The 20736-nt window shown below is 54.0% G+C and carries 13 protein-coding genes and 2 pseudogenes; 8 read left to right on the top strand and 7 right to left on the bottom strand.

Annotated elements, in window-relative coordinates; all coding sequences use genetic code 11:
* The first annotated feature begins 133 nt into the window (after positions 1-133).
* Positions 134-1864, top strand: coding sequence for a gamma-glutamyltransferase (gene ggt / locus L1D47_RS10805; protein WP_239884766.1), 1731 nt, complete (start codon positions 134-136; stop codon positions 1862-1864).
* 259 nt (positions 1865-2123) lie between these two features.
* On the opposite strand, the gene L1D47_RS10810 is transcribed toward ggt, so the two are convergent.
* On the bottom strand, positions 2124-3695 hold the full coding sequence (locus L1D47_RS10810) for a PAS domain-containing methyl-accepting chemotaxis protein (protein ID WP_239884769.1): 1572 nt from the start codon (positions 3693-3695) through the stop codon (positions 2124-2126).
* A gap of 396 nt (positions 3696-4091) precedes the next feature.
* Entirely contained in the window at positions 4092-5771 is a 1680-nt protein-coding gene (locus tag L1D47_RS10815; protein WP_239884771.1) for a dipeptidase, read from the bottom strand.
* Positions 5772-6033: 262 nt separating this feature from the next.
* On the opposite strand from L1D47_RS10815, the gene L1D47_RS10820 reads away from it, so the two are divergent.
* The 3 genes and pseudogenes from L1D47_RS10820 to L1D47_RS10830 all read left to right on the top strand — a co-directional run bounded on the left by L1D47_RS10820 (position 6034) and on the right by L1D47_RS10830 (position 9561).
* Positions 6034-8214 (top strand): M3 family metallopeptidase, encoded by a 2181-nt coding sequence (locus tag L1D47_RS10820; protein ID WP_239884774.1) that lies wholly within the window; start codon positions 6034-6036, stop codon positions 8212-8214.
* Between the two features lie 247 nt (positions 8215-8461).
* A pseudogene (locus L1D47_RS10825) lies at positions 8462-8842 on the top strand (2',3'-cyclic-nucleotide 2'-phosphodiesterase); the annotation flags it as partial.
* Positions 8843-8958: 116 nt separating this feature from the next.
* Positions 8959-9561 carry a DUF938 domain-containing protein gene (locus L1D47_RS10830; RefSeq protein WP_239884776.1) on the top strand — a complete coding sequence of 201 codons (603 nt, stop codon included), beginning with the start codon at positions 8959-8961 and terminating at the stop codon, positions 9559-9561.
* A gap of 136 nt (positions 9562-9697) precedes the next feature.
* Here the strand turns inward: L1D47_RS10830 and L1D47_RS10835 are convergent, their stop codons facing one another.
* Positions 9698-11488, bottom strand: coding sequence for an acyl-CoA dehydrogenase C-terminal domain-containing protein (locus tag L1D47_RS10835; RefSeq protein ID WP_239884777.1), 1791 nt, complete (start codon positions 11486-11488; stop codon positions 9698-9700).
* A gap of 251 nt (positions 11489-11739) precedes the next feature.
* Between L1D47_RS10835 and L1D47_RS10840 the strand changes: the two genes are divergently transcribed.
* From L1D47_RS10840 to L1D47_RS10855, 4 genes are all read left to right on the top strand, one after another.
* The gene (locus tag L1D47_RS10840; protein WP_239884779.1) at positions 11740-12600 is read left to right on the top strand and encodes a D-hexose-6-phosphate mutarotase; all 861 of its coding nucleotides are present in this window, start codon (positions 11740-11742) and stop codon (positions 12598-12600) included.
* Positions 12601-12848: 248 nt separating this feature from the next.
* On the top strand, positions 12849-16895 hold the full coding sequence (locus L1D47_RS10845; RefSeq protein WP_239884781.1) for a YdbH domain-containing protein: 4047 nt from the start codon (positions 12849-12851) through the stop codon (positions 16893-16895).
* Positions 16896-17042: 147 nt separating this feature from the next.
* Positions 17043-17186, top strand: a complete 144-nt coding sequence (locus tag L1D47_RS10850; protein ID WP_160290154.1) for a YnbE family lipoprotein — start codon at positions 17043-17045, stop codon at positions 17184-17186.
* A 21-nt stretch (positions 17187-17207) separates the two neighbouring features.
* Positions 17208-17528, top strand: a complete 321-nt coding sequence (locus L1D47_RS10855; RefSeq protein ID WP_239884783.1) for a YdbL family protein — start codon at positions 17208-17210, stop codon at positions 17526-17528.
* 631 nt (positions 17529-18159) lie between these two features.
* Here the strand turns inward: L1D47_RS10855 and L1D47_RS10860 are convergent.
* From L1D47_RS10860 to L1D47_RS10875, 4 genes and pseudogenes are all read right to left on the bottom strand, one after another.
* Entirely contained in the window at positions 18160-18678 is a 519-nt protein-coding gene (locus L1D47_RS10860) for an IS5 family transposase (protein WP_275661434.1), read from the bottom strand.
* Positions 18659-19167: pseudogene (locus tag L1D47_RS10865) on the bottom strand (IS5 family transposase); the annotation flags it as partial. The gene L1D47_RS10860 and the pseudogene L1D47_RS10865, both read right to left, overlap by 20 nt.
* Positions 19168-19308: 141 nt before the next feature.
* Positions 19309-19542: a hypothetical protein gene (locus tag L1D47_RS10870; RefSeq protein ID WP_239884785.1), complete on the bottom strand. Its 234-nt coding sequence runs from the start codon at positions 19540-19542 to the stop codon at positions 19309-19311.
* A gap of 157 nt (positions 19543-19699) precedes the next feature.
* Positions 19700-20695, bottom strand: coding sequence for an isoaspartyl peptidase/L-asparaginase (locus L1D47_RS10875; protein ID WP_239884804.1), 996 nt, complete (start codon positions 20693-20695; stop codon positions 19700-19702).
* Positions 20696-20736: the final 41 nt, after the last annotated feature.

A 20736-nucleotide genomic window follows, 5' to 3' on the forward strand; every position in this document is an offset into this window, starting at 1 on the left:
TGGCTTGATTTCAACTATCATAATCGGCACATTGAAAAGCAGGCTACATGACCCAGTAGCTTAACACTTTTATTATGCTCAACATTCTTATTACGCTTAAAGCGATTATTTCAATTAACACTAAGGACGCCGTGTGCACCCAATAAAAAGCCTTCTCTTTGCCATCAGCCTCAGCCTGCCACTCGTTGCAGGCCAGTTTGCCCAGGCCACAGAAACCTCCATCTACAGCCACAGCGCCACGGTACAACCCATCTGGGCCAAGCATGGCATGGTAGCCAGCCAAGAAGCGATCGCGACACAAGTAGGCGTCGATATTCTCAAGCAAGGCGGCAATGCGGTCGATGCGGCGGTGGCCGTCGGTTTTGCCCTGGCGGTTACCCTGCCAAGGGCGGGCAACATAGGCGGTGGTGGCTTCATGCTGGTACATCTGGCCGAGGGTAACAAGACTGTCGCCATCGATTATCGTGAGGTTGCCCCTAAGCGTGCCCACAAGGATATCTTTCTCGACGAAAATGGCGATGCGGTGGTTAAGCTCAGCCGCGAACATGGCCTGGCCGTCGGCGTTCCCGGCACCGTCATGGGCATGGAACTGGCACTTGAGAAATACGGCACCATGACCATGGTGCAGGTGATCGAGCCCGCCATTAAACTTGCCGAGCAAGGCATCAGCGTCACCGCAGATCTGGCCACCTCGCTTGCCGGACTGAAACGCCGAATCGCCCAGTGGCCGAGCTCGAAGGCGATATTCTACCGCCCCGATGGCAGCAACTTCGACATAGGCGACACCCTGACGCAGAAGGAGCTGGCCCACTCACTCAAGCTGATCAAACAACAGGGTAGCAAGGGCTTTTACGAGGGGGAAACCGCCGAGAAGATAGTTGCCAGCGTCACCCAGGCCGGCGGGATCATGACGATGGACGATCTCAAACAGTATCGCGTCATCGAGCGTCAGCCCGTCCAGGGTGAATACCGCGGCTATCAGGTGATCTCCATGCCGCCGCCCTCATCCGGTGGTATACACATTATCGAGATGCTCAACATGCTCGAGCCTTACCCCATCGCCAAGCTCGGCCATAACACCGCCGATACCCTGCATCTGATGGCCGAGGTGATGAAACGCGCCTATGCCGATCGCAGCGAATACTTAGGCGACCCCGACTTTGTCGAGGTACCGGTTAACACGCTGATAAGTAAAGACTATGCCAAATCACGCGCCAAGGGGATCGCTATCAATCGCGTCACCCCAAGCAGCGAAATCGCCCCAGGCAAGCTTAGTGGCTACGAGAGCCCACAAACCACCCACTACTCAGTGGTAGACAAGTGGGGCAACGCCGTCGCCAACACCTATACCCTGAATTTCAGCTATGGCTCCGGCTTAGTGGCACAAGGCACGGGTATTTTGCTTAACAACGAGATGGATGACTTCTCGGCCAAACCCGGGGTACCTAACGGCTACGGCCTGATCGGCGGCGATGCCAATGCGGTAGAAGGCGGCAAGCGTCCGCTCAGCTCCATGAGCCCCACCATAGTGATGAAAGATGGCAAACCCTTTATCGTCACCGGCAGTCCGGGCGGCGCACGCATCATCAACACTACCATGCAGATCATCATGAATGTGATCGATCATGGACTCAATATTGCCGAGGCCAGCTACGCCAGCCGCGTACATCACCAATGGCTACCGGACGAACTGCGAGTGGAGAAGAGCCTCAATCGTGACACTATCTCGCTGCTGGAGGCGAGAGGCCATAAGGTGAGTGTGAAAGATGCCATGGGCTCGACCCAGTCCATCATGATCACCGACGAGGGGTTGTTTGGCGCCTCAGATCCCCGCCGCGCAGGCAGTGCTGCCGCAGGCTATTAATACCAATCGTAATAAATAATTGATCATGCTAGCTTGTTAAAACGCTCGATAATTGTATTAGTATTTTTAATTGTAGAATAACTACTTATCTAAAAAACCTGCTTTGTTCTCAAGCGTTTTGCCTGCGCTATTTCTGATCACATGTTTACTTTGATTGGTATAACGCGATAAACGATTAATGCTAAAAACAAAAAAAGGGAAGCCTAGCTTCCCTTTTTCACATTCATTTCTTAACACTCATTTCTTAAAGCTCATTTTTTCATTTCATTCGCAGGCTCTGACGCCAGAACTGCTGAGACAGATGATGGGTCTTAGCCGACAGGCGCGCTATCTGCTCTCCCCGTTCCTCGGCATCCTGTGTTTGACGAAGACTGGCCAGTGCCAGCTCGTTGATCAACTGAATCGACTGGCTGATCTCGCTGGCCACCGCCGTCTGCTGGCTCATGGCCGCGGCGTTGGCATCGCTCATCTGATTAAGCCTGTCGATCGAGGCACGTAGCTCCTCAAAGAAAGCATCGACCTGCTGAGCCAGGCCAACCGAGTGCTGCGCCTGACGCTGACCTGCCTGCATAGTCTGGCTGGCCTTGAGGGTGCTGTCTCTGAACTTACTGACAATCGCCTCAATATGGCTGGTTGATTCACTGGTACGGCTCGACAACTGGCGCACCTCATCGGCCACCACGGCGAAGCCCCTACCCGACTCGCCGGCGCGGGCCGCCTCGATGGCGGCATTTAACGCCAACAGGTTAGTCTGCTCGGCGATACCGCGGATCACCTCCAGCACCTCATTGATCTCCTGACTGTCCTGTTCGATTGAGGCCACCACGGCAGAGAAGTTACTCACCTCCTGATGCAGCCCCTTGATGGCGTTGATCACCTCTTCGAGCAGCTCATGGCCCTTCTCTGCTGCCTCATGGCTCATGGACATCTCTTCGGCCGCCAATTGAATATTCTGGCTCACCTCGTTGAAACTGGCGCTCATCTCCTCCACCGCCGTCGCCGCCTGGCTGGTCTGCTGACTCTGACCGTCGGCGCGCTCTCGGGTATGGCTGATGGTCTCATTCAGGCTAACACTCAGCGACTGAATCGATTCGGCCGAGTCCGCCATGCGCCCTACGGCGCCGCCGGTTTCCGTCAGCAGGTATTGCAGGGCAAAACCCAGTTTACCCAGCTCATCCTGACGCCCGCAGTAGACGGCGGTCGCCAGGGGATCCTCTATGATATCGCTTGCCTGTTTAACCAGGGCATTAAATGGCTTAAGCGTCAGATAGAGCCCCGTCAGGCCAACAGCCGCGGCCACCAGCAGCGCCAGCAGTGGCGAGTAGCCGGCCAGGCCGACCGCCAGGCCGAGACTGAGCAGCAAGACCAGACCCAGGCGCTTGGCAAACCCGAGACGCGCCGCCTTAAGGGAACTGGGCTGTTTGCCGGCATTCAATGCACCATAGATGGCCTCGGCGTTATCAATCTGCGCCTGGGTCGCCTTCCTGCGTACCGACTGATACTCATGCACCTCGCCACCTTCCAGCACGGGCGCCACATAGGCATTGACCCAGTAATGATCGCCTGACTTGGCGCGATTCTTTACTATGCCAATCCAGGGCTTACCCTGCTTGAGCCGCGACCACATAGACTCGAATGCCGCCGGCGGCATGTCTGGGTGGCGCACGATATTATGGGGCTGACGGTAGAGTTCATCCTGGGAAAACTCGGAGACTTGGGCGAAGCTGGGATTGGTGTACTTGATCTGACCTTTAAGATCTGTGGTCGACAGCAAGATAGTATCGGGCGCGAACACCTTCTCTTTCTGTGTGACAGGTTGATTGTTTTTCATATTATTATTCTTCTGGGTACAAAGACGTTAACTATGCTTATCTATGGCAATAAAAAAGTCATTGATAATTATCAACAAAGACTAGGGCCTGTTTATCTTTCGCGTTCATTTTTGCAGCATTCTGTATCGATTTTATACAAGGCAGAGCGATTGCAATCTAGTGTGCTAGATAAATGAGCGATAACGCAGTAGAAAAATGATACAGACGCTGCCCGCAGGGTTCGTCTTGAGCACGTTCAACTCTTTGTTACTCGGCTTTTATATAGAATAACTATATCTCAAGCCTCGAGCCGTGATTTGAACGTGCTCAATTAGAACAAAATTTGTTCTCAAAAGGTCAACAGGCCCTAATAACCTTAAAATAATTCAGGTTATTTAGCCAAGCTCAATTACTCATTATTCGCTCGTCGATGCCTGCCTTTTTAATGAAAGCTTTGGTGATGACAGCTTTGTTGATGAAGGCCCGCTCGATGCCGCCAGCTCCACAAAGGCTGCAGTATATATCTGCAAATTAAGCATGAACTGCGCCTCGGTGATAAATTCATGCTCGCTATGACCTGTATATTCCACCCCTGGCATGGCCGGGCCAAAACTTAATGCATTGGGAAACAGCTTGCTGTTGGTCGACCCGCCGATGGCCACAGGCTTAGGCGATGGCGTATCGGTAAAGTGACCAAACACGGACAACAGGGTCGACAGGTGCGGCGCCTTATCCATCAGCTTGGGCTCACCCCAGTAGGTCTCTACACCCGTTAGCGCCACCTGGTGCTGCGCCTGCCAGCCCTCAAGCGCCTTGTGGGTCTCGAGATCCAGCTGGCTAGGCGTCTTGCCAACGGGGCGCCTTAGATTAAGCACTATCTCTGTGCCCTGCTCGTTGGGCTTAACCAGGGTCGCAGCCAGCGTCATCGGGCCCATGAAATCATCTTGATAGGCGATATCACCAAACTGCTCACCATAGAGTCCCAATCCCACCATCTGCTGGATAAACTGAACCGTGAGCGATGCTTCGCTGCGCGCAAAACGAATGCCCCTTAGCAGCTCGGCCAGATGGGTCACGGCATTGACCCCGGCCTCTGGGGTCGAGGAGTGAGTCGATTTGCCAAGGGCCGTGATGGAAATCGCCTCTCCCTCCTGGGTAAATTGATAGCGCATCCCCTGCAGAGCGCCGGACTTCTCTTTCAGAGCAGCGACACTGGCCGGATCCAATCCTGAAATCTTGGCCTGGGCCTGCTGGGGCACCTGACTGGCGAAGGCGCCGCCACGAAACAAGGCTAAACGGGCCAGCTTGCTAGAGAACGCTTCATTGGCCTGGTTCACCTTGGGAATGGTCAGGCGGATCTCACTCCAACCCTTCTCGGCCGTGACCACTGGGTATTCGGCATCTATGGTGATATTCAGGCTGGCGGGGGTAAAATCCTTTAAGAGGGCCTTCAAGGGCGCCCAGTCTGACTCTTCTGCCAAATAGACCAGGAGTTCGATTCGCCGGTTAAGCGCCACGCCCTTGTCTTTAATCGCCTTCATGGCGTACATGGCCGTGACTATCGGCCCCTTGTCATCTTCGGTGCCGCGGCCAATCAGGTAACCAGGCTGAGACTCACGGTCCAGAATAAAGGGATCCTGCTGCCAGAAGCTGGCGTCGGCGGGCTGCACATCACCATGGGTGATCACCCCAAGCTTATCTTCTGCCTCACCCAAGCCGATGAGCACCACATAGCCTCTGTCGCTGTAATCTAGCTCCAGGCTCTCACTTAGCGCCTTTAATTGCGCCTTGAAACCGATAAACTCGGGGTGGGTCAGCGGCGTCATCCCCTCTGTCTCTATCGTCTTATAGGGGATCAGGGTCGACAGTGCCGCTATGGTCTGCTCGCCATAGGTGCTAAGGGCATAGTCGGCAATCTCCTCGGCCAGCGGCGAGACGCTGGGCGCCTGGGCAACGCTTGAGCCTACTGCAGGGGCGACTTCTGAACCCACTTTTAAGTTTGCCAGTGAAGTGACTTGGGGAGCGGCCAAAGAAAGCGTGCTGGTCAATAGCAGACACATGGCGCCGACAGGGTTTAAGGGGAATTTAAGGGGCATATCTTATTATCATTATTAACGTCAGGTTGACGCATTTTGCCACACATGCATCCATTTAGGATGCAAAAACAGGCAATTCAAAACATTTGTTACAAACAAAGCACAAAATCGATAGATTTAGCCGTCAGAACCATGATAATAAGCGTTTTAATATCCAAACTCAGGCAAGTTAAGTTCGGATATCCGCAGCCTTTTCGGCAACAAAACTCAGTTACGACACCAGATCGTAGCCTATAACAAATTAATCATCGGGGATTTGAATATGAAGGGATTGACCCTCAAGCCAATCGTATCCGCCATGGCACTTGCCATCGCATTAGGTGGCTGTAGCGCCCAAAGTGGAAGCAGCCAGGAAGCGGAAGTCGCACCCAATGTGGTTGCGCAGCGCATCATAGACAACAACGCCGGCAACCCCTTCTTTAAGCCCTACGACACCTTTTTGGGCATGCCAGATTTTGACAAGATCAAGCCAGAGCACTATCTGCCAGCCTTCAAGGCGGGTATCGCTCAACATAAGGCTGAGATCCAGGCCATAATCGACAACCCAGCCGCCCCTACCTTCACCAACACCATCGAAGCCATGGAATTTTCTGGCGATCTCACCACTAAGGTGGCTAGCGTCTTCTACAACCTGACCAGTGCCGACACCAACGAGCAGCTACAGGCGATCTCGAAAGAGGTTTCACCTATGCTGTCTGCCGCCGGTGACGATATCCTGCTCAACGACAAGCTATTCAAGCGCGTTAAGGCCGTCTACGACCAGCGTGATAGCCTGACGCTAAACACGGCCCAGCAGAAGTTGCTGGAAGATACCTACAAGTCTTTCACCCGTGGCGGCGCAAACCTGAGCGATGCCGACAAGGTTAAACTGAGAGCCTTAAACGAGAAGATCGGCAAGCTGAGCCTGGAGTTTGGCGACAACCTGCTGGCCGAGACCAACGCCTTCGAGCTGGTGATCGACAATCCAGCCGATCTCGCTGGTCTGCCTCAAGATGTGATCAACACCGCCGCGCAAACTGCCGAGAAGAAAGGTCATCTGGGCAAATGGGTGTTCACCACTCAACGTCCATCTATTACCCCTTTCCTCACCTATGCCGACAACCGCGAGCTGCGTGAGAAGATCTACAAGGGTTACATCGAGCGTGGCAACAATAATAACGCCCACGATAACAAGAAAATCCTGGCCCAGATGGCGGCCCTTCGTGCCGAGCGTGCTCAGCTGATGGGCTACAAGAGCCATGCCCACTTCGTCCTCGAAGAGCGCACCGCCAAGACACCCGAAAACGTCTACGGCCTGCTAGACAAGGTATGGCCTGCCGCACTTGGCCAGGCCAAGGCTGAGGTCGCCGTGATGCAGAAACTGATCGACGAAGAAGGCGGAAACTTCAAGCTAGCCGCATGGGACTGGTGGTACTATGCCGACAAGATCCGTGTGGCCAAATACAGCTTTAACGAGCAGGAAACCCGTCCCTACTTCTCCCTGGAAAACACGTTGAAGGGTGTCTTCTACACCGCCAATCGTCTCTACGGCATCACGGTCAAGGAGCGCACCGATCTGCCTAAGTACAACGATGAAGTGCGTACCTGGGAAGTGTATGACAAAGACGGTTCTCTGATGGCAATCTTTCTGGGCGACTACTATGTACGTGACAGCAAGCGTGGCGGGGCCTGGGCAAACTCTTACCGCCAGCAATATAGAATGCACGGCGTCGAGTCTAAGCCGATTATCGTCAACGTGCTTAACTACCCACGTCCCGTGGGCGATGAGCCGGCGCTGCTGACCTTCGATGAAGCCAGTACCCTGTTCCACGAGTTTGGTCATGCCCTGCACGCCATGCTGTCAGACGTTGAGTATCGCTCACAGGCTGGCACCTCGGTACCACGTGACTATGTTGAGTTCCCGTCACAGGTCATGGAAAACTGGATGACGCAACCCGAAGTACTGGCACAATTTGCCAAGCACTACAAGACGGGTGAGGTGATCCCTCAGTCTCTGGTCGAAAAGATTCAGGCGGCCAGCAAGTTCAACCAGGGCTTTGCCACGGTAGAATATATGGCGGCGACCAAGCTGGATCTCGACTGGCACACCCTAAGTGACTTCGAACCTAAGGATGCCGCCAAGTTTGAAGCCGACTCGCTCAGCAAGATGGGACTGATTGAGGAGATCGCGCCGCGCTATCGCAGCACCTACTTCTCACACATCTTCTCGGGTGGTTACTCTGCCGGTTACTACAGCTACCTCTGGTCTGATATTCTGGGCGCCGATGCCTTCGAGGCGTTCAAAGAGAACGGTATCTTCGACAAGGCAACCGCCGACGCCTTTAGAAACAACGTACTGTCTCAAGGCGGCAGCGACGATCCTATGCAGCTCTACAAGCAGTTCCGCGGTAAAGAAGCGGGGATCGAACCACTGCTTCGCAGCCGTGGCCTACTAGCCAAGTAATCGGCCCTGTAAGTCGCAGATAAGTCTGTCGACACGTTAACAAAAAGCACGCTCAGGCGTGCTTTTTTTATGTCGTCAAACCGGCAGGTTGTGCAATTAGGCAACAACTTGCTCAAGGCGTCAGCAAAACACAGCAAGCCGATACAAACTGTCACATAAACAGTGGCTTATTGTCACAGTTTTTACATTTCATCTCTCTATAATTCGCCAGGCGGCACTCGGGTTCGCCAGGCCCAACGGCCTGCTCAGCCAGACCTTTATCGTGGCCTTTAACAACTACCGCGCCTTCGGCGGCAAGTTTGCCGGTACGGGGTCTGATTATGTGGTGATGGAACTGCCAGACACCAACCGCGAGGCACTGGCAGCCTATATCACAGCGCAGTCCAAGCCAAACGATCAGGGCGGCTATGACTGCATGGTCGACCCAAGAGCCGACTACAACTGGGACTTCAAGACCATCAGCACCCAGGTGGCGCTAGATATTCGCTTCGAGACCCAAAACAGCGACAAGGCAGACAAGTTCATCAACGACAACCAACTGCGTAACATGCAGAAGTTGGCCGAGCCCGATGCATTGGGCTTTGCGGTGTACCGCATCGATCTCACCAGCGAACCTGTTGCCAAGTAATAGGGTAAAAAAACACCCTAAATAGAAAGCGCCTTCGGGCGCTTTTTGCTTGCACGCGCCATTTAAACTCGCGTAAATTGTGTCATCACAGTCACCAACATAACTTGCGCCGCCTTATGTCATTAAGCCAACTCCTCTTTTCACAATCTTGCGAAAACAACAAGGCGCCGATTTTGGCGGTGCTGCAACAAAGCTTTAAGACGACGCGCCGGGTTCTGGAGATCGGCAGCGGCACGGGTCAGCACGCGGTATTCTTTGCCTCCCACCTGCCCCACCTCACCTGGTGCCCCAGCGATCAGCCGCAGTTTATCGGGCCGCTAGCGCGGCGCATCGAGCTGCAGGGCGGCGATAATATCGCGCCGCCCGTTCCCCTGGATGTCACCGCCCCCTGGCCGCTCACACCGGGAGAGGTCGACGGGATCTTCAGTGCCAACACCCTGCATATCATGGGTGAGGCCATGGTGGTCGACTTCTTTAAGGGCGTTGAACGCCACCTCAGCGACACAGGCAACCTCTGTGTCTATGGCCCCTTCAACTATCACAATCAATACACCAGCGAGAGCAATCGCCAGTTCGATATCTGGCTCAAGCATCGCAACATCCACAGCGGCATTCGCGACATCGAATGGATAACTGAGCTCGCCAAGGCGGCAGGCCTCAATCTGCAGGCCGACCATGAGATGCCGGCCAACAACCGTTTGCTGCATTTCATGCGCTAACGCCATTACCCTGTCGCTTACTCTTTTAATGGCCAAGTGATAGGGCATTAAAAAAGGGCCTTGCGGCCCTTCTTGCTAGATAGAATCTGGCTCAATCCTAACTTGCTCATGCAAATCTGGCTGAGTCGAATCTGGTTTAGTCAAAATCGCTGTCTTGTAACTGAGTCAGCAGCTCGCAGCTGCGCTCCATCTGGTAGCGGAAACTGCGGGTTTGCGGAGCCCAGTAACTCATGTAGAACCTGGCGGTAATGAGCTTATTGGCATAGAAGGCATCCTCTTCACCACCTGCTATCGCCTGGTTAGCCGACACCGCCATGCGGGCCCACATCCAGCCCAGCGCGACTATGCCTAAGATCTGCAGATACCCCATGGAGGCGGCGCCTATGATGTCGGGATTCTTAACGCCATTGGCAACGATATACTGGGTCGCCTTCTCGAGATCTGTGATGGCCTCCATCAGTGGCAGCAGGTAAGGTTTAAGCGTCTCATCCTCGAGGTGCTCGGCCAGGAAGGGCTTAACCATCTCAGACCAGAGTCCGAGGGCCTCGCCCTTATCGGCGAGCAGTTTACGCCCAACCAAATCCAGCGCCTGAACGCCATTGGTGCCCTCGTAGATCATGGCGATACGGCTATCGCGCACAAACTGCTCCATGCCCCACTCGTGGATATAGCCATGGCCACCATAGACCTGCTGGGCATCGACACAGGCCTTAAAGCCTTGATCTGTCACGAAACCTTTCACCACAGGGGTAAACAACGCCGCTAACTTGGCCGCCGTAGCCACCTTGGCCTTATCCTGATGACGATGGGACTCGTCGAGCCAAAGCGCCTGCTGACCCATCAGCGCCCTTGCGCCCTGGTTAAAGGCTTTCTGAGCCATCAACATGCGTCTGACATCGCCGTGAACCAGAATAGGATCGGCCGGCTGCTCGCCCGCCTTCACGCCGCTCAGGGCGCGCCCCTGTAGACGCTCTCTGGCATAGCTCAGGGCATTTTGATAGGCGATCTCAGACACCCCAAGCCCCTGCACACCCACACCGAGTCTCGCCTCGTTCATCATGGTGAACATGGCTTTAAGCCCCTGATGGGGTTCGCCCACCAGCTCGCCGATGGCACCATCGAACACCATGACACAGGTAGAGTTACCATGAATACCCATCTTATGTTCTAGGGCGCTGGCCTCGACGCCGTTTTGACAGCCTAAGCTGCCATCCTCTTTCACCAGATATTTAGGCACGGCGAACAGGGAGATCCCCTTCACCCCTGCCGGCGCATCGGGCAGGCGCGCCAGCACAAGATGCACTATGTTTTCGGCCAGATCATGATCCCCTGAGGAGATAAAGATCTTCTCACCGCTGATGGCATAGGTGTCCTCGCCCACCGGCTTGGCCTTGGTACGCAGCAGCGCCAGATCCGTGCCCGCATGGGCCTCGGTCAGATTCATGGTGCCTGTCCATTCGCCCGACACCAGCTTTTCGAGATACTTGGCCTTAAGCGCGTCGCTGCCGTGGGCATGAATGGCGGCGTAGGCGCCGTGGGTTAGCCCCGGGTACATGGCGAAGGCCATATTGGTCGCGGTCTTCATCTCGGTGGCAAACACGCCGATGCACTCGGGAAGCCCCTGACCACCATATTCAGGATCGCTGGTCAGCGTCGCCCAGCCATTATCAACATATTGGCGATAGGCCTCTTTAAACCCTTGGGGGGCACGCACCTGGCCCTCGACCAGCTGGCAGCCCTCAACATCACCTTTGCTGTTGAGCGGCAGCATGATCTCTGTGGTAAAGTCGGCGACCCCTTGAAGGATAGCGTCACTCAATTCGGCGTCGATCTCATCGAATCCCTGAAGGTCGTCTCGCTCATAGATATTGAGTAACTCGGAGAGAATAAACTGATAGTCGCGCAGTGGAGCTTGATAGATTGGCATTCCTTATTCCTTCTATTGTCGAATTCCAAAACGAACAGGCGCAGGTAGGCTTATTAGCGCTCGCTCAACTATAGTGCTCCGACCACTTTACCCAAATCTGCTCAAAAATACAGCCCTTAAACCAGGCTGAATTCCCCTCGACCTTGAAAAGCACAAAAACAATCAATGTCATACTACAGCTTAGGGATAAAACTCTGTAAGCTAGGTCATCAAATGATTTACCCGCCCGGCCTAACTCGTGAGGAGCATTTATGGGTTCTGTAACCGTCAAGAAACATCCCCAAGGACTCGAATATGTCGAGGTCGATACCGATCTCTGTCAGGCACGCATATTCATGCAAGGTGCCCAGATAGACAGGTTTCAGCCTAAGGGACAAGCCCCGCTGCTTTGGGTATCGAGCGCCGACGATTATCAGCCCGGCAGCGGCATTCGTGGCGGCATTCCTGTCTGCTGGCCTTGGTTTGGCATGCATGAAAACCCGCAGTGGCCGCAGCACGGCTTCGCCCGAACCCGTCTGTGGAACTTAGATGCGGTGCAGATGCGCGATCAGGTGGTCGAACTCAAGTTTAGCCTGACCATAAACGATGACGATAGGCAGTACTGGGCCCATCCGAGCCGGGTCGAGCTGATCTTCACCCTGAGCGATAGCCTCAGTGTCAGCCTGGTCAACACCAACTTGGGAGACGCGCCCATCAACCTGACCCAGGCGCTGCACACCTATTTCCCTATCGAGGATATTCACACGCTAAAGGCCAGCGGCTTTAGCGGTGCCCGCTATATCGAATTTGGTGAAGGCCCCTACCCTCAAGCGGGCGATGAGGTACTGTTTGATCGGGAAACCGACCGCGTCTACACCCAGCTAGGCGGCTGCCAGTTGCTGCACACCCCACAGGGGATCATCGAGGTGCGCCGCGACAACAGTCACTCGGCGGTGCTCTGGAATCCGTGGATAGAGAAATCCAAGCGTCTGTCACGCTTTAACCCTCAGGACTATCTCACCATGGTCTGCCTCGAGGCCGCCAACGTGTTGGAAGATAGGGTCGAACTGGCACCGGGCGAGTCCCATACCCTTAGCACACACATCCGCTGGCTGCCTGAGGCGGAGTCTTAACAGGATTTGGCTGGGCATGTGTAAACCAGATCCGGCTTGAGCCGATATTTGGCCCGATATTTGGCCAAATATAGAGAACCAGGCGCCGCATCTATAGGGCGCCCTCTGATTAACATCAGGCCTTGGGGTAAGCGAGCTAAAATAGAACTGTTAGCGCCGATAAATGGCAAAGCAAAACGACGTAAGCTAAACAACTAAAGCCAGAAAGCTAAAGCTAACTAAGGCAAAACAACCAGAGACAGGGACAGATGTCGCGACGTTTTTTCACCTCCCGCATCACTAAATTACTCGCCGGCGCCTTGCTGCTGTCCCTGCTGCTCTTCGTGCTAGTGGCGAGTCAACTGGAAAATCTGGTCAAACGTCTCGCCAACCCCTATCTAACGGATGCCGGTATCAGCATAGAAACGCTGCGGCTCAGCCCTGCCGATCTCATGGATCTTAAGCTGCCCATGGCACTGCTTAAGGTCGACAACAATCTGGTGAGGCTCGAGGATGTTGGGCTAACGCTCGCCAAAGACTGGCTATCTACGCCAATCGGCCTGGCACAGATAGAATCTCTCGCCGTGCGCCGCGCACAGGTATCCCTCAGCCAAGACTACTTTGACAGCTTGGGTCGCCAGCAAGACTCAGGTGCCAGCAGCGCCCTAAACTTAGGCGCTCTGCCCCAGATCGCCCTGGGTGAAATAAGCTTTAACCTGCTAGGCAAACAGTCACCAGGCCTGGGCGCTAGGTCTCAACCACTGGGACTCAAACTCGATTATCTTAACCTGGACAATCGAGGCCAGCTCACCGGCGGCCTTAGCTTCTATCGGGCGCCGCTATTGACCCTGGCGGCGACACTCGACAAGACGCGCTGGCAACTCTCTAGCCGACTCGAATTCGAGCCCCTCGGCCGCCTTATCGGCGAACTCAGCTCGCTGACATCTAATGCGCCAAAAATAAGCTCAAGATCAGCTTCGTCGGCAGGGCAACAGACGCCAGCCCTCGTTGAGGTGCCCCTTATGGTGGCTGCATTGCATGATGTCAACGCGCGTTTAACCCAGGCGTTTTCCCTAAGCGGCAGTCTCAGTTCCCAAGGCGAGTTAGACCTTATCAAAGGCGAACTTCACTCCCGCCATGAGTTTAACGATCTGAACATCACCCTGAAACGGCTCGCTGACCAGCCACTGTCGCCGGCGATCGCCATAGCCGTGAACAGCCATGCTCCATCTAGTCAAGAGCAAAACGATCATGCTCAATCTAGTCATGCTCAAACCCGTCATGCTCATTCGGCTAAGAGCATGGCAGTTGACCTTAGTGGCCCCCTAAACGATCTGCATCTTACCCTATCCCCCTTTTTGCTCACCAGCAGCACTTCACTTACGCAGCTCAGAGAACTGGCCGGGGAATCCGCATCGTTTGGCGCGCTGCTAACGGCGCTTAAAGCCCAGTCACCGAATGAGCAGACGGTAGAAGTCGCCCTCGCACTCGGCGCGCCAACCAGCGTTAACCAGGTGAATGAGGTGCGAGAGACACAAACAAACGACGCGCAGCGAAGCGCCGAGGCGCTGAACCTTGCCATCAAGGATCAAACACTGACGCTTGGCACTATCACCGCCAAAATAGCCACTCAGGGCGCTGTGCTAAGTGCCAGGCTCGAGCAGGCCAAATTAGCTAAGATAACACCGCAAGAGGCCTCCCAAGAATCAAAGCAAAAAGTCAGGCAAACAACTGAGCCTGCGGAGACGCGACAGGCAAGCTCTCTCTCTGCCAGGCAACTCATCGGCGACTGGCAAATTGAAACTCAGCTAAAGCTGCCACTGTGCCTCATGCTGCCGCCATACCCACAGCCAAAAACAGTGCAAGATCTGCAGACAAGCCAAGGCTGTGAAACCATTGCAGAAAGCGAACCGGCCAGAGGGAATAGAGCAAACATAGCGAAGAAGCCAAACATAGCGAAGAAGCCAAACATAGAAAATCGCCTGAACCTGGCCGCCGCAAACCTGAAAATCCAAGGCAGGCTCGATGCACGGCAAGCTGAACCGACGACAGCAAGTGCTAATGACACGAGAGGCCCGGAATCGAGCGCTCTCGAGTTGACGTTGGCAGGCCAGCTCGCTCTGACCCAGCCCGAGTTTACTCATCAGGATCTTAAGGTCGGCGCAAGTAAAATAGCCACAGAGATACCTGAGCCTATGCATCTCACCCTAAAAGCAGGGCCAGAGCCGGCGCTAAGGCTTGACTGGCAAGGGTTAAATGTCACAATCGACGGGCACCATCTCAGTTGGCCAACAAATGACAATAAGCAAGGCACGGCGAGCAGTGAGGCTAACAAGTTAACCTACGAGTTACTCGCTAGGCTTACCAGCGAACAGACTCGCACCACACTGGGCGCCGGCCATTTCTCCCTTGCGCAAGGCAACCCCATACTCGCCGAGCTGAGTCACTTTAAGAGCGTGACCCACTCCCCTCATCTTGTTATGCCTGCTCCCTTAACGGCCGACACTCCAAATACGTCGCCGCTACATGAGCTTGCCCAAAATCAGCGTGAGCTATTTGCAACTGAGCTAGTGCTTGAAGCAGTGAACCCCGTGCGCCTGGATGAGCAAACTCTGCTTATCCCACCCATTGAGGCTAAGGTAATTTCGCTCGCCGCAAGCGAACAGAAAGCCGTTAAGGATCAGGCTCAAGTTCAGGCTCAGGCCCAAGCTAATAACCAAGCTCAGGGTCAGACTAAAACGCAACAGCAGGCACAGACTCATGCTCAGACCCAAACTATGCGGCTCAACCTGGACGAACTGAGGCTGGCGACACAGACCATTAGGCTAACGCCTCAATCGGCCAGGGACGACTCAGACACAAAAGCCGATGCAAAGGCTAACCCTGACGAGCCTGCAGCTGCCTTCTCATTTTCGCCAGATGCCCTGCTAGCAGCGCCCTGGCAGAGTAGCATAGACTACCGGCTGACCAACCTTAAGCTGACTCAAGAGAGGCTTCGCCTCAATAAATTGCGCCGCAAGACGCTCATTAAGCTGCCTAGCGCCAACCTTAGTCAATCGCTGCAATGGCATGGCATTGAGCCGCTAACAGAGCCCAAAAAAGTAACTACACCTTTCGCGACAATGAGCCAGATGCCATCAAAAAATTTGATCCAAGCACCAGATGACTTGATTAAAGCACAGCCACATTTGCGCAAAGGCGATTCACTAAAAAGCAATGCCATCGAGCACTATGGGCTGACCACCCTTGAGCAGTGGAATATCGACGGCCTGCCGTTTGCGAGCGAGCATCACCTGGCGCTTTCAAACAGTTTGACACCTCAAGTACTTAAGGGGGCTCTCACCCTGACAAGTGACGCCAACGAGCTGATCAAACGCCTGACGCGCTTGGCAGGCGAGCCCCTTGAAGACTCCTTGATCGGCGATATCGCCCTGACCAGCAAGCATCGCCTCAATTGGCACGGCGATAACATGGACTTTAGGTTTGCCTTAACCCCAGAGGTCAAGCTCAGCGAGGGCAGCCTTAACGCCCTGCCGTTCGAACAGGCCGAGTTTAGCGGCCAATGCCAGCTAGCAGGCGTAAAAGGCGCGCAGGCACTATGGGCTAAGTTTAGCTGTGATCCCCTGTCGCTCGATGTCGCCGCCTTCAACCCGGGGGTGTTGCTGACCGACATTAACGCTCATGCCAAACTCAAGTTGGATCTGACCCAGGGAGCGAATGATGCGTCGCTCGATAGAAAGGCTGAGGATGACATGGTGCTGAGTGGCGCCGATGTAAAACTCGATGCCAGGGCCAATACCCTGGGCGGCGAGATCCTACTGCCCATCTTCGACCTCAACCTGGGCGCTCCCTCCTCCGCCTATCTGGTGCTACAGGGGCTGGATCTCGAACAGCTACTGGCGGCGCAGCCACAAACAGGCATCTATGCCGACGGCATCTTCGATGGCGTACTGCCGGTCCGGCTAGAAGATGGCCAGGTGAACATCACCCAGGGTCAGTTGGCGGCGCGCGCACCGGGCGGGCTCATCAAGGTAGATGACAATCCGGCCGTGCTGCAGATGCGCCTGTCACAACCCTATCTCGATTTTGCCTTCTCGGCACTGGAAGAGCTGCACTACACCCAGCTGTCCAGCAGTTTCGACATGGCCCCCAACGGCGATGCCTTGCTTAAAGTCCAGGTGAAAGGACGGGCCAAAGATATTGAACGCCCTATCCATTTGAATTACGCTCAAGAAGAGAATATGTTGCAGTTACTCAAGAGTTTACAAATCGGTGATAGACTGCAAAGCGAAATCGAGCGCGCCATGGCCAACTAGTTCAGCGCCAAACGTTCAGCCTATGGTCATCTTAGGGATCTACACTAAGACCATAGCCAATGAAATTTTCAACCAGATTAAGGAAGCACTGTGAAGAAATTGCTAACCTTGCCGACGATAACCCTGAGCCTGGCCGCCGTGCTGCTCATGGGCGGCTGCACGCCAACGGTCAAGATAGAGCCACCGGAAAAGCCTATCGTTATCAACCTTAACGTTAAGATTGAACATGAGATCAAGATTAAGGTGGATAAAGAGCTCGATGAGCTGATCAACAACGATGAACTCTTCTAATCAAGGTATAAGGTGATCCCAATGAAAAGCAAAATACTCGTCCTCATGGCCGGACTTCTTCTCAGCCTCAATGCCTTCGCCATCTCGTTGCAAGACGCCAAGGCGCGGGGGTTAGTGGGCGAACAGGTCAATGGCTATCTCGGTGTGGTGGTCAACAACAGCGAAGCAAGCGCCCTGGCCAAGTCGGTCAACGCCAAGCGTAAGGCCCACTATGAAAAGATCGCCCGTAAAAACCAGATAAGCGTCGATGACGTAGCCAAGCTTGCCGCCGAAAAGGCGATAGCGGCCGCCGCCAAGGGCCATTACATTCAGACCCCCCAGGGTAAGTGGGTCAAGAAATAGCGGCTTTACTCTTAAGCAGCTTAAGCTGCAAAACCAGAACGAATAAGCGACGCCTATGCGTCGCTTATTGATATTCACACTTTTCTTTCCCTTTAACTCTCCCTTTATCTTTCCCTTTAACTCTCCTTTTTACTCGCCTCTCCTTTTTAATTTCCCTTGTCGCCTAAACGGCTATTGCCTAAGGAAGGTGCGAACAAGTCGTCGCACAGCTCTGGCTTTGATAGCAGCGACAGTTCAAGGCATTCAACTGAGGGCATGCCGAGGCCTGCTGAAGTTGAATAACGCCGAAATGGTGTTGCTATCAAAGCCCCGCAGGGCGAGGCTTACAGCGGTATTTGCTGCGTTACAGTTCTTGCGAAGGACTAGGGCCATTCGCTGCAAACTGTGCCTAGCATCTATCCACTTTAAGCACACGCAGAGCAAGCANGTCGCACAGCTCTGGCTTTGATAGCAGCGACAGTTCAAGGCATTCAACTGAGGGCATGCCGAGGCCTGCTGAAGTTGAATAACGCCGAAATGGTGTTGCTATCAAAGCCCCGCAGGGCGAGGCTTACAGCGGTATTTGCTGCGTTACAGTTCTTGCGAAGGACTAGGGCCATTCGCTGCAAACTGTGCCTAGCATCTATCCACTTTAAGCACACGCAGAGCAAGCACGGGACTTATTCGCACCTTCCCTGGCTTTTAAATACTCGATGTTGATGGCGGTTTTATTCTTGCGGGGATGCTTCTTCAGCGCCCGAACTTTGCCGGGACGCTCTGCTATCAGCCATTCCACATTAGTATCTTCTAGCTCTTCGCGTTTTTCCGCGCCTTGATAACCAGCATCACCAGAGATGAATTCCTCGTCGCCATGTAACAGATTTTTCAACTGGTTCAGGTCATGTTCATTGGCGGCGGTGGTCACCAACGTATGGGTGAGGCCACTCTTTGCATCCACGCCAATGTGAGCTTTCATACCGAAGTGCCATTCATTGCCTTTTTTAGTCTGATGCATGTCCGGGTCACGTTCATTCTTTTTATTTTTAGTGGAGCTGGGTGCTTGAATAATCGTGGCATCTACCAATGTTCCTTGCGTCATCATCACACCGCAATCCGACAGCCATTGATTGACCGTTTTGAATAACTTACGNCCTTTTTTAGTCTGATGCATGTCCGGGTCACGTTCATTCTTTTTATTTTTAGTGGAGCTGGGTGCTTGAATAATCGTGGCATCTACCAATGTTCCTTGCGTCATCATCACACCGCAATCCGACAGCCATTGATTGACCGTTTTGAATAACTTACGAGTGAGTTTGTGTTTTTCCAGCAAGTGCCTGAAATTCATGATGGTGGTGCGGTCAGGAATGGCTTTATCCAGTGACAGTTGTGCAAACTGACGCATCGAAGCAATCTCGTAAAGCGCATCTTCCATCGCCTCATCACTCAGACTGTACCATTGCTGCATACAGTGAATGCGGAACATCGTTTCCAGTGGATAGGGACGACGACCATCGCCCGCTTTTGGATAAAAGGGCTCAATCACTTCCAGCAGTTGAGTCCATGGTAACAGGTTGTCCATCCGAGATAAGAAAATCTCTTTACGGGTCTGGCGGCGCTTGCTGGAAAACTCACTATCGGCAAAAGTTAACTGTTGGCTCATGGGCGGTAATGGCTGTGATTTACTATGTAGCTATGATCTCACATCAGGGACTTATTCGCATCTTCCCTAAAACTTATCGCTAAATTAAGCATAAAAAAGGCCACCCTGAGGCGGCCTTTTCAAATCATGAAAAACTCAGCACTAGAAATTCAGCTTAGCCTTACCCTTGAGGCCATCGTTATCCTCAACCGTGAGTTTCACCTTGCCGGCGCGATGTCCAAAGCTGAAGGCCACAGGGCCGGTCTGCTTGCTGCCGTTGTTGAATTTCCACGACTGGGACACTAACTCGCCATCTGTGTCATAGCTCAGTGAGACGAAGATATCCATAAACCAGAGATCCAGATGCTCGATAACGGCAACAAGCTTTTGCAGCACAATCCACTTATCTTAAGTAAGTGAAGCGTGCCTTTAAGGAAGTGTCACCCAGGTTAATCGAGGAACTCGCAAAGAGTGCAAACGGCAGATGAAAACAAGGCTCGCAACACAGGCTGCGAGCCTCACTTAAATTAAATTTTTAGCCCGATAACGCAGATCAGTTATCCTGCCAAATCATAACCTTAGCCTGCTCTCCGCCCTTACGGGTCGCGCGGTACATGCCTTCGGTGTTAAATGGGGTGGCAATATTGCCGCGCTGGTCGATGGCGATCACCCCGCCGGTGCCGCCCGCGGTAATAAGTCGCTGATTGATCACCTCATCCGCCGCCTGCAGAATCGATTTTTGCTGATACTTCACCTTGGCACAGATATCCCCCGCCACATGGTAGCGAATAAAGTACTCACCATGGCCGGTGGCCGACACGGCGCACACCTGGTTTTCCGCATAGGTGCCCGCGCCGATCACCGGCGAATCGCCGATACGCCCGAAGCGTTTAACCGTCATGCCACCGGTTGAGGTACCGGCGGCCAGATTGCCCTGCTTATCCAGGGCCACGGCGCCCACGGTGCCAAATTTATAATCCAGATCCAGGTAGTCTACCGATGCCTGGTAATCCGGCTTGCCACCCGACTCACTCTCGGCCTGTTTCAGCTTGGCCTTCGCATCAATGAGCTGCTGGTAGCGGCTGTCGGTATCAAAATAGCTCACAGGTACCAGGCTAAAGTCCTGGCTTAGGGCAAACTCTTCAGCGCCTTGGCCCGACAGCATCACATGAGGCGACTTCTCCATCACGGCGCGTGCCAGATTAATAGGGTTCTTGATATGTTTAACACCGGCCACCGCGCCGGCATTGAGGGTGCGACCATCCATGATGGAGGCGTCCATCTCGTGGGTGCCGTCATAGGTATAGACAGCGCCTTTACCGGCATTAAACAGTGGGCTGTCTTCGAGAATATTGATGGCCGTCGTCACCGCCGTCAGGCTATCGCCCCCCTTTTCCAGCACCTTGTAACCGGCATCCACCGCCTGCTTGAGTTTGTCACGGTAGGCTTGCTGCTGCGCCTCGGTCAGCTTGGCCTTAGAGATGGTGCCGGCACCGCCATGGATGGCGATAGAAAACGGCTGGTTCTCGGCCGCAGCAGAGGTGCTCATCAACAGGCCCAGCAGGCCGGCTATCAGGGTGGGGGTAATAG

Origin of the sequence: Shewanella sp. Isolate7 (genome assembly GCF_022398425.1) — a bacterium.
In the GTDB taxonomy this organism is placed as follows: Bacteria; Pseudomonadota; Gammaproteobacteria; order Enterobacterales; family Shewanellaceae; genus Shewanella.

Coding starts and splice junctions, on each gene's coding strand:
- L1D47_RS10845 (WP_239884781.1), top strand. CDS start 12,849: ATGTCGCGACGTTTTTTCACCTCCCGCATCACTAAATTACTCGCCGGC.
- L1D47_RS10835 (WP_239884777.1), bottom strand. CDS start 11,488: ATGCCAATCTATCAAGCTCCACTGCGCGACTATCAGTTTATTCTCTCC.
- L1D47_RS10820 (WP_239884774.1), top strand. CDS start 6,034: ATGAAGGGATTGACCCTCAAGCCAATCGTATCCGCCATGGCACTTGCC.
- L1D47_RS10810 (WP_239884769.1), bottom strand. CDS start 3,695: ATGAAAAACAATCAACCTGTCACACAGAAAGAGAAGGTGTTCGCGCCC.
- L1D47_RS10840 (WP_239884779.1), top strand. CDS start 11,740: ATGGGTTCTGTAACCGTCAAGAAACATCCCCAAGGACTCGAATATGTC.
- L1D47_RS10830 (WP_239884776.1), top strand. CDS start 8,959: ATGTCATTAAGCCAACTCCTCTTTTCACAATCTTGCGAAAACAACAAG.
- L1D47_RS10815 (WP_239884771.1), bottom strand. CDS start 5,771: ATGCCCCTTAAATTCCCCTTAAACCCTGTCGGCGCCATGTGTCTGCTA.
- L1D47_RS10850 (WP_160290154.1), top strand. CDS start 17,043: ATGGGCGGCTGCACGCCAACGGTCAAGATAGAGCCACCGGAAAAGCCT.
- L1D47_RS10875 (WP_239884804.1), bottom strand. CDS start 20,695: ATGAGCACCTCTGCTGCGGCCGAGAACCAGCCGTTTTCTATCGCCATC.
- L1D47_RS10855 (WP_239884783.1), top strand. CDS start 17,208: ATGAAAAGCAAAATACTCGTCCTCATGGCCGGACTTCTTCTCAGCCTC.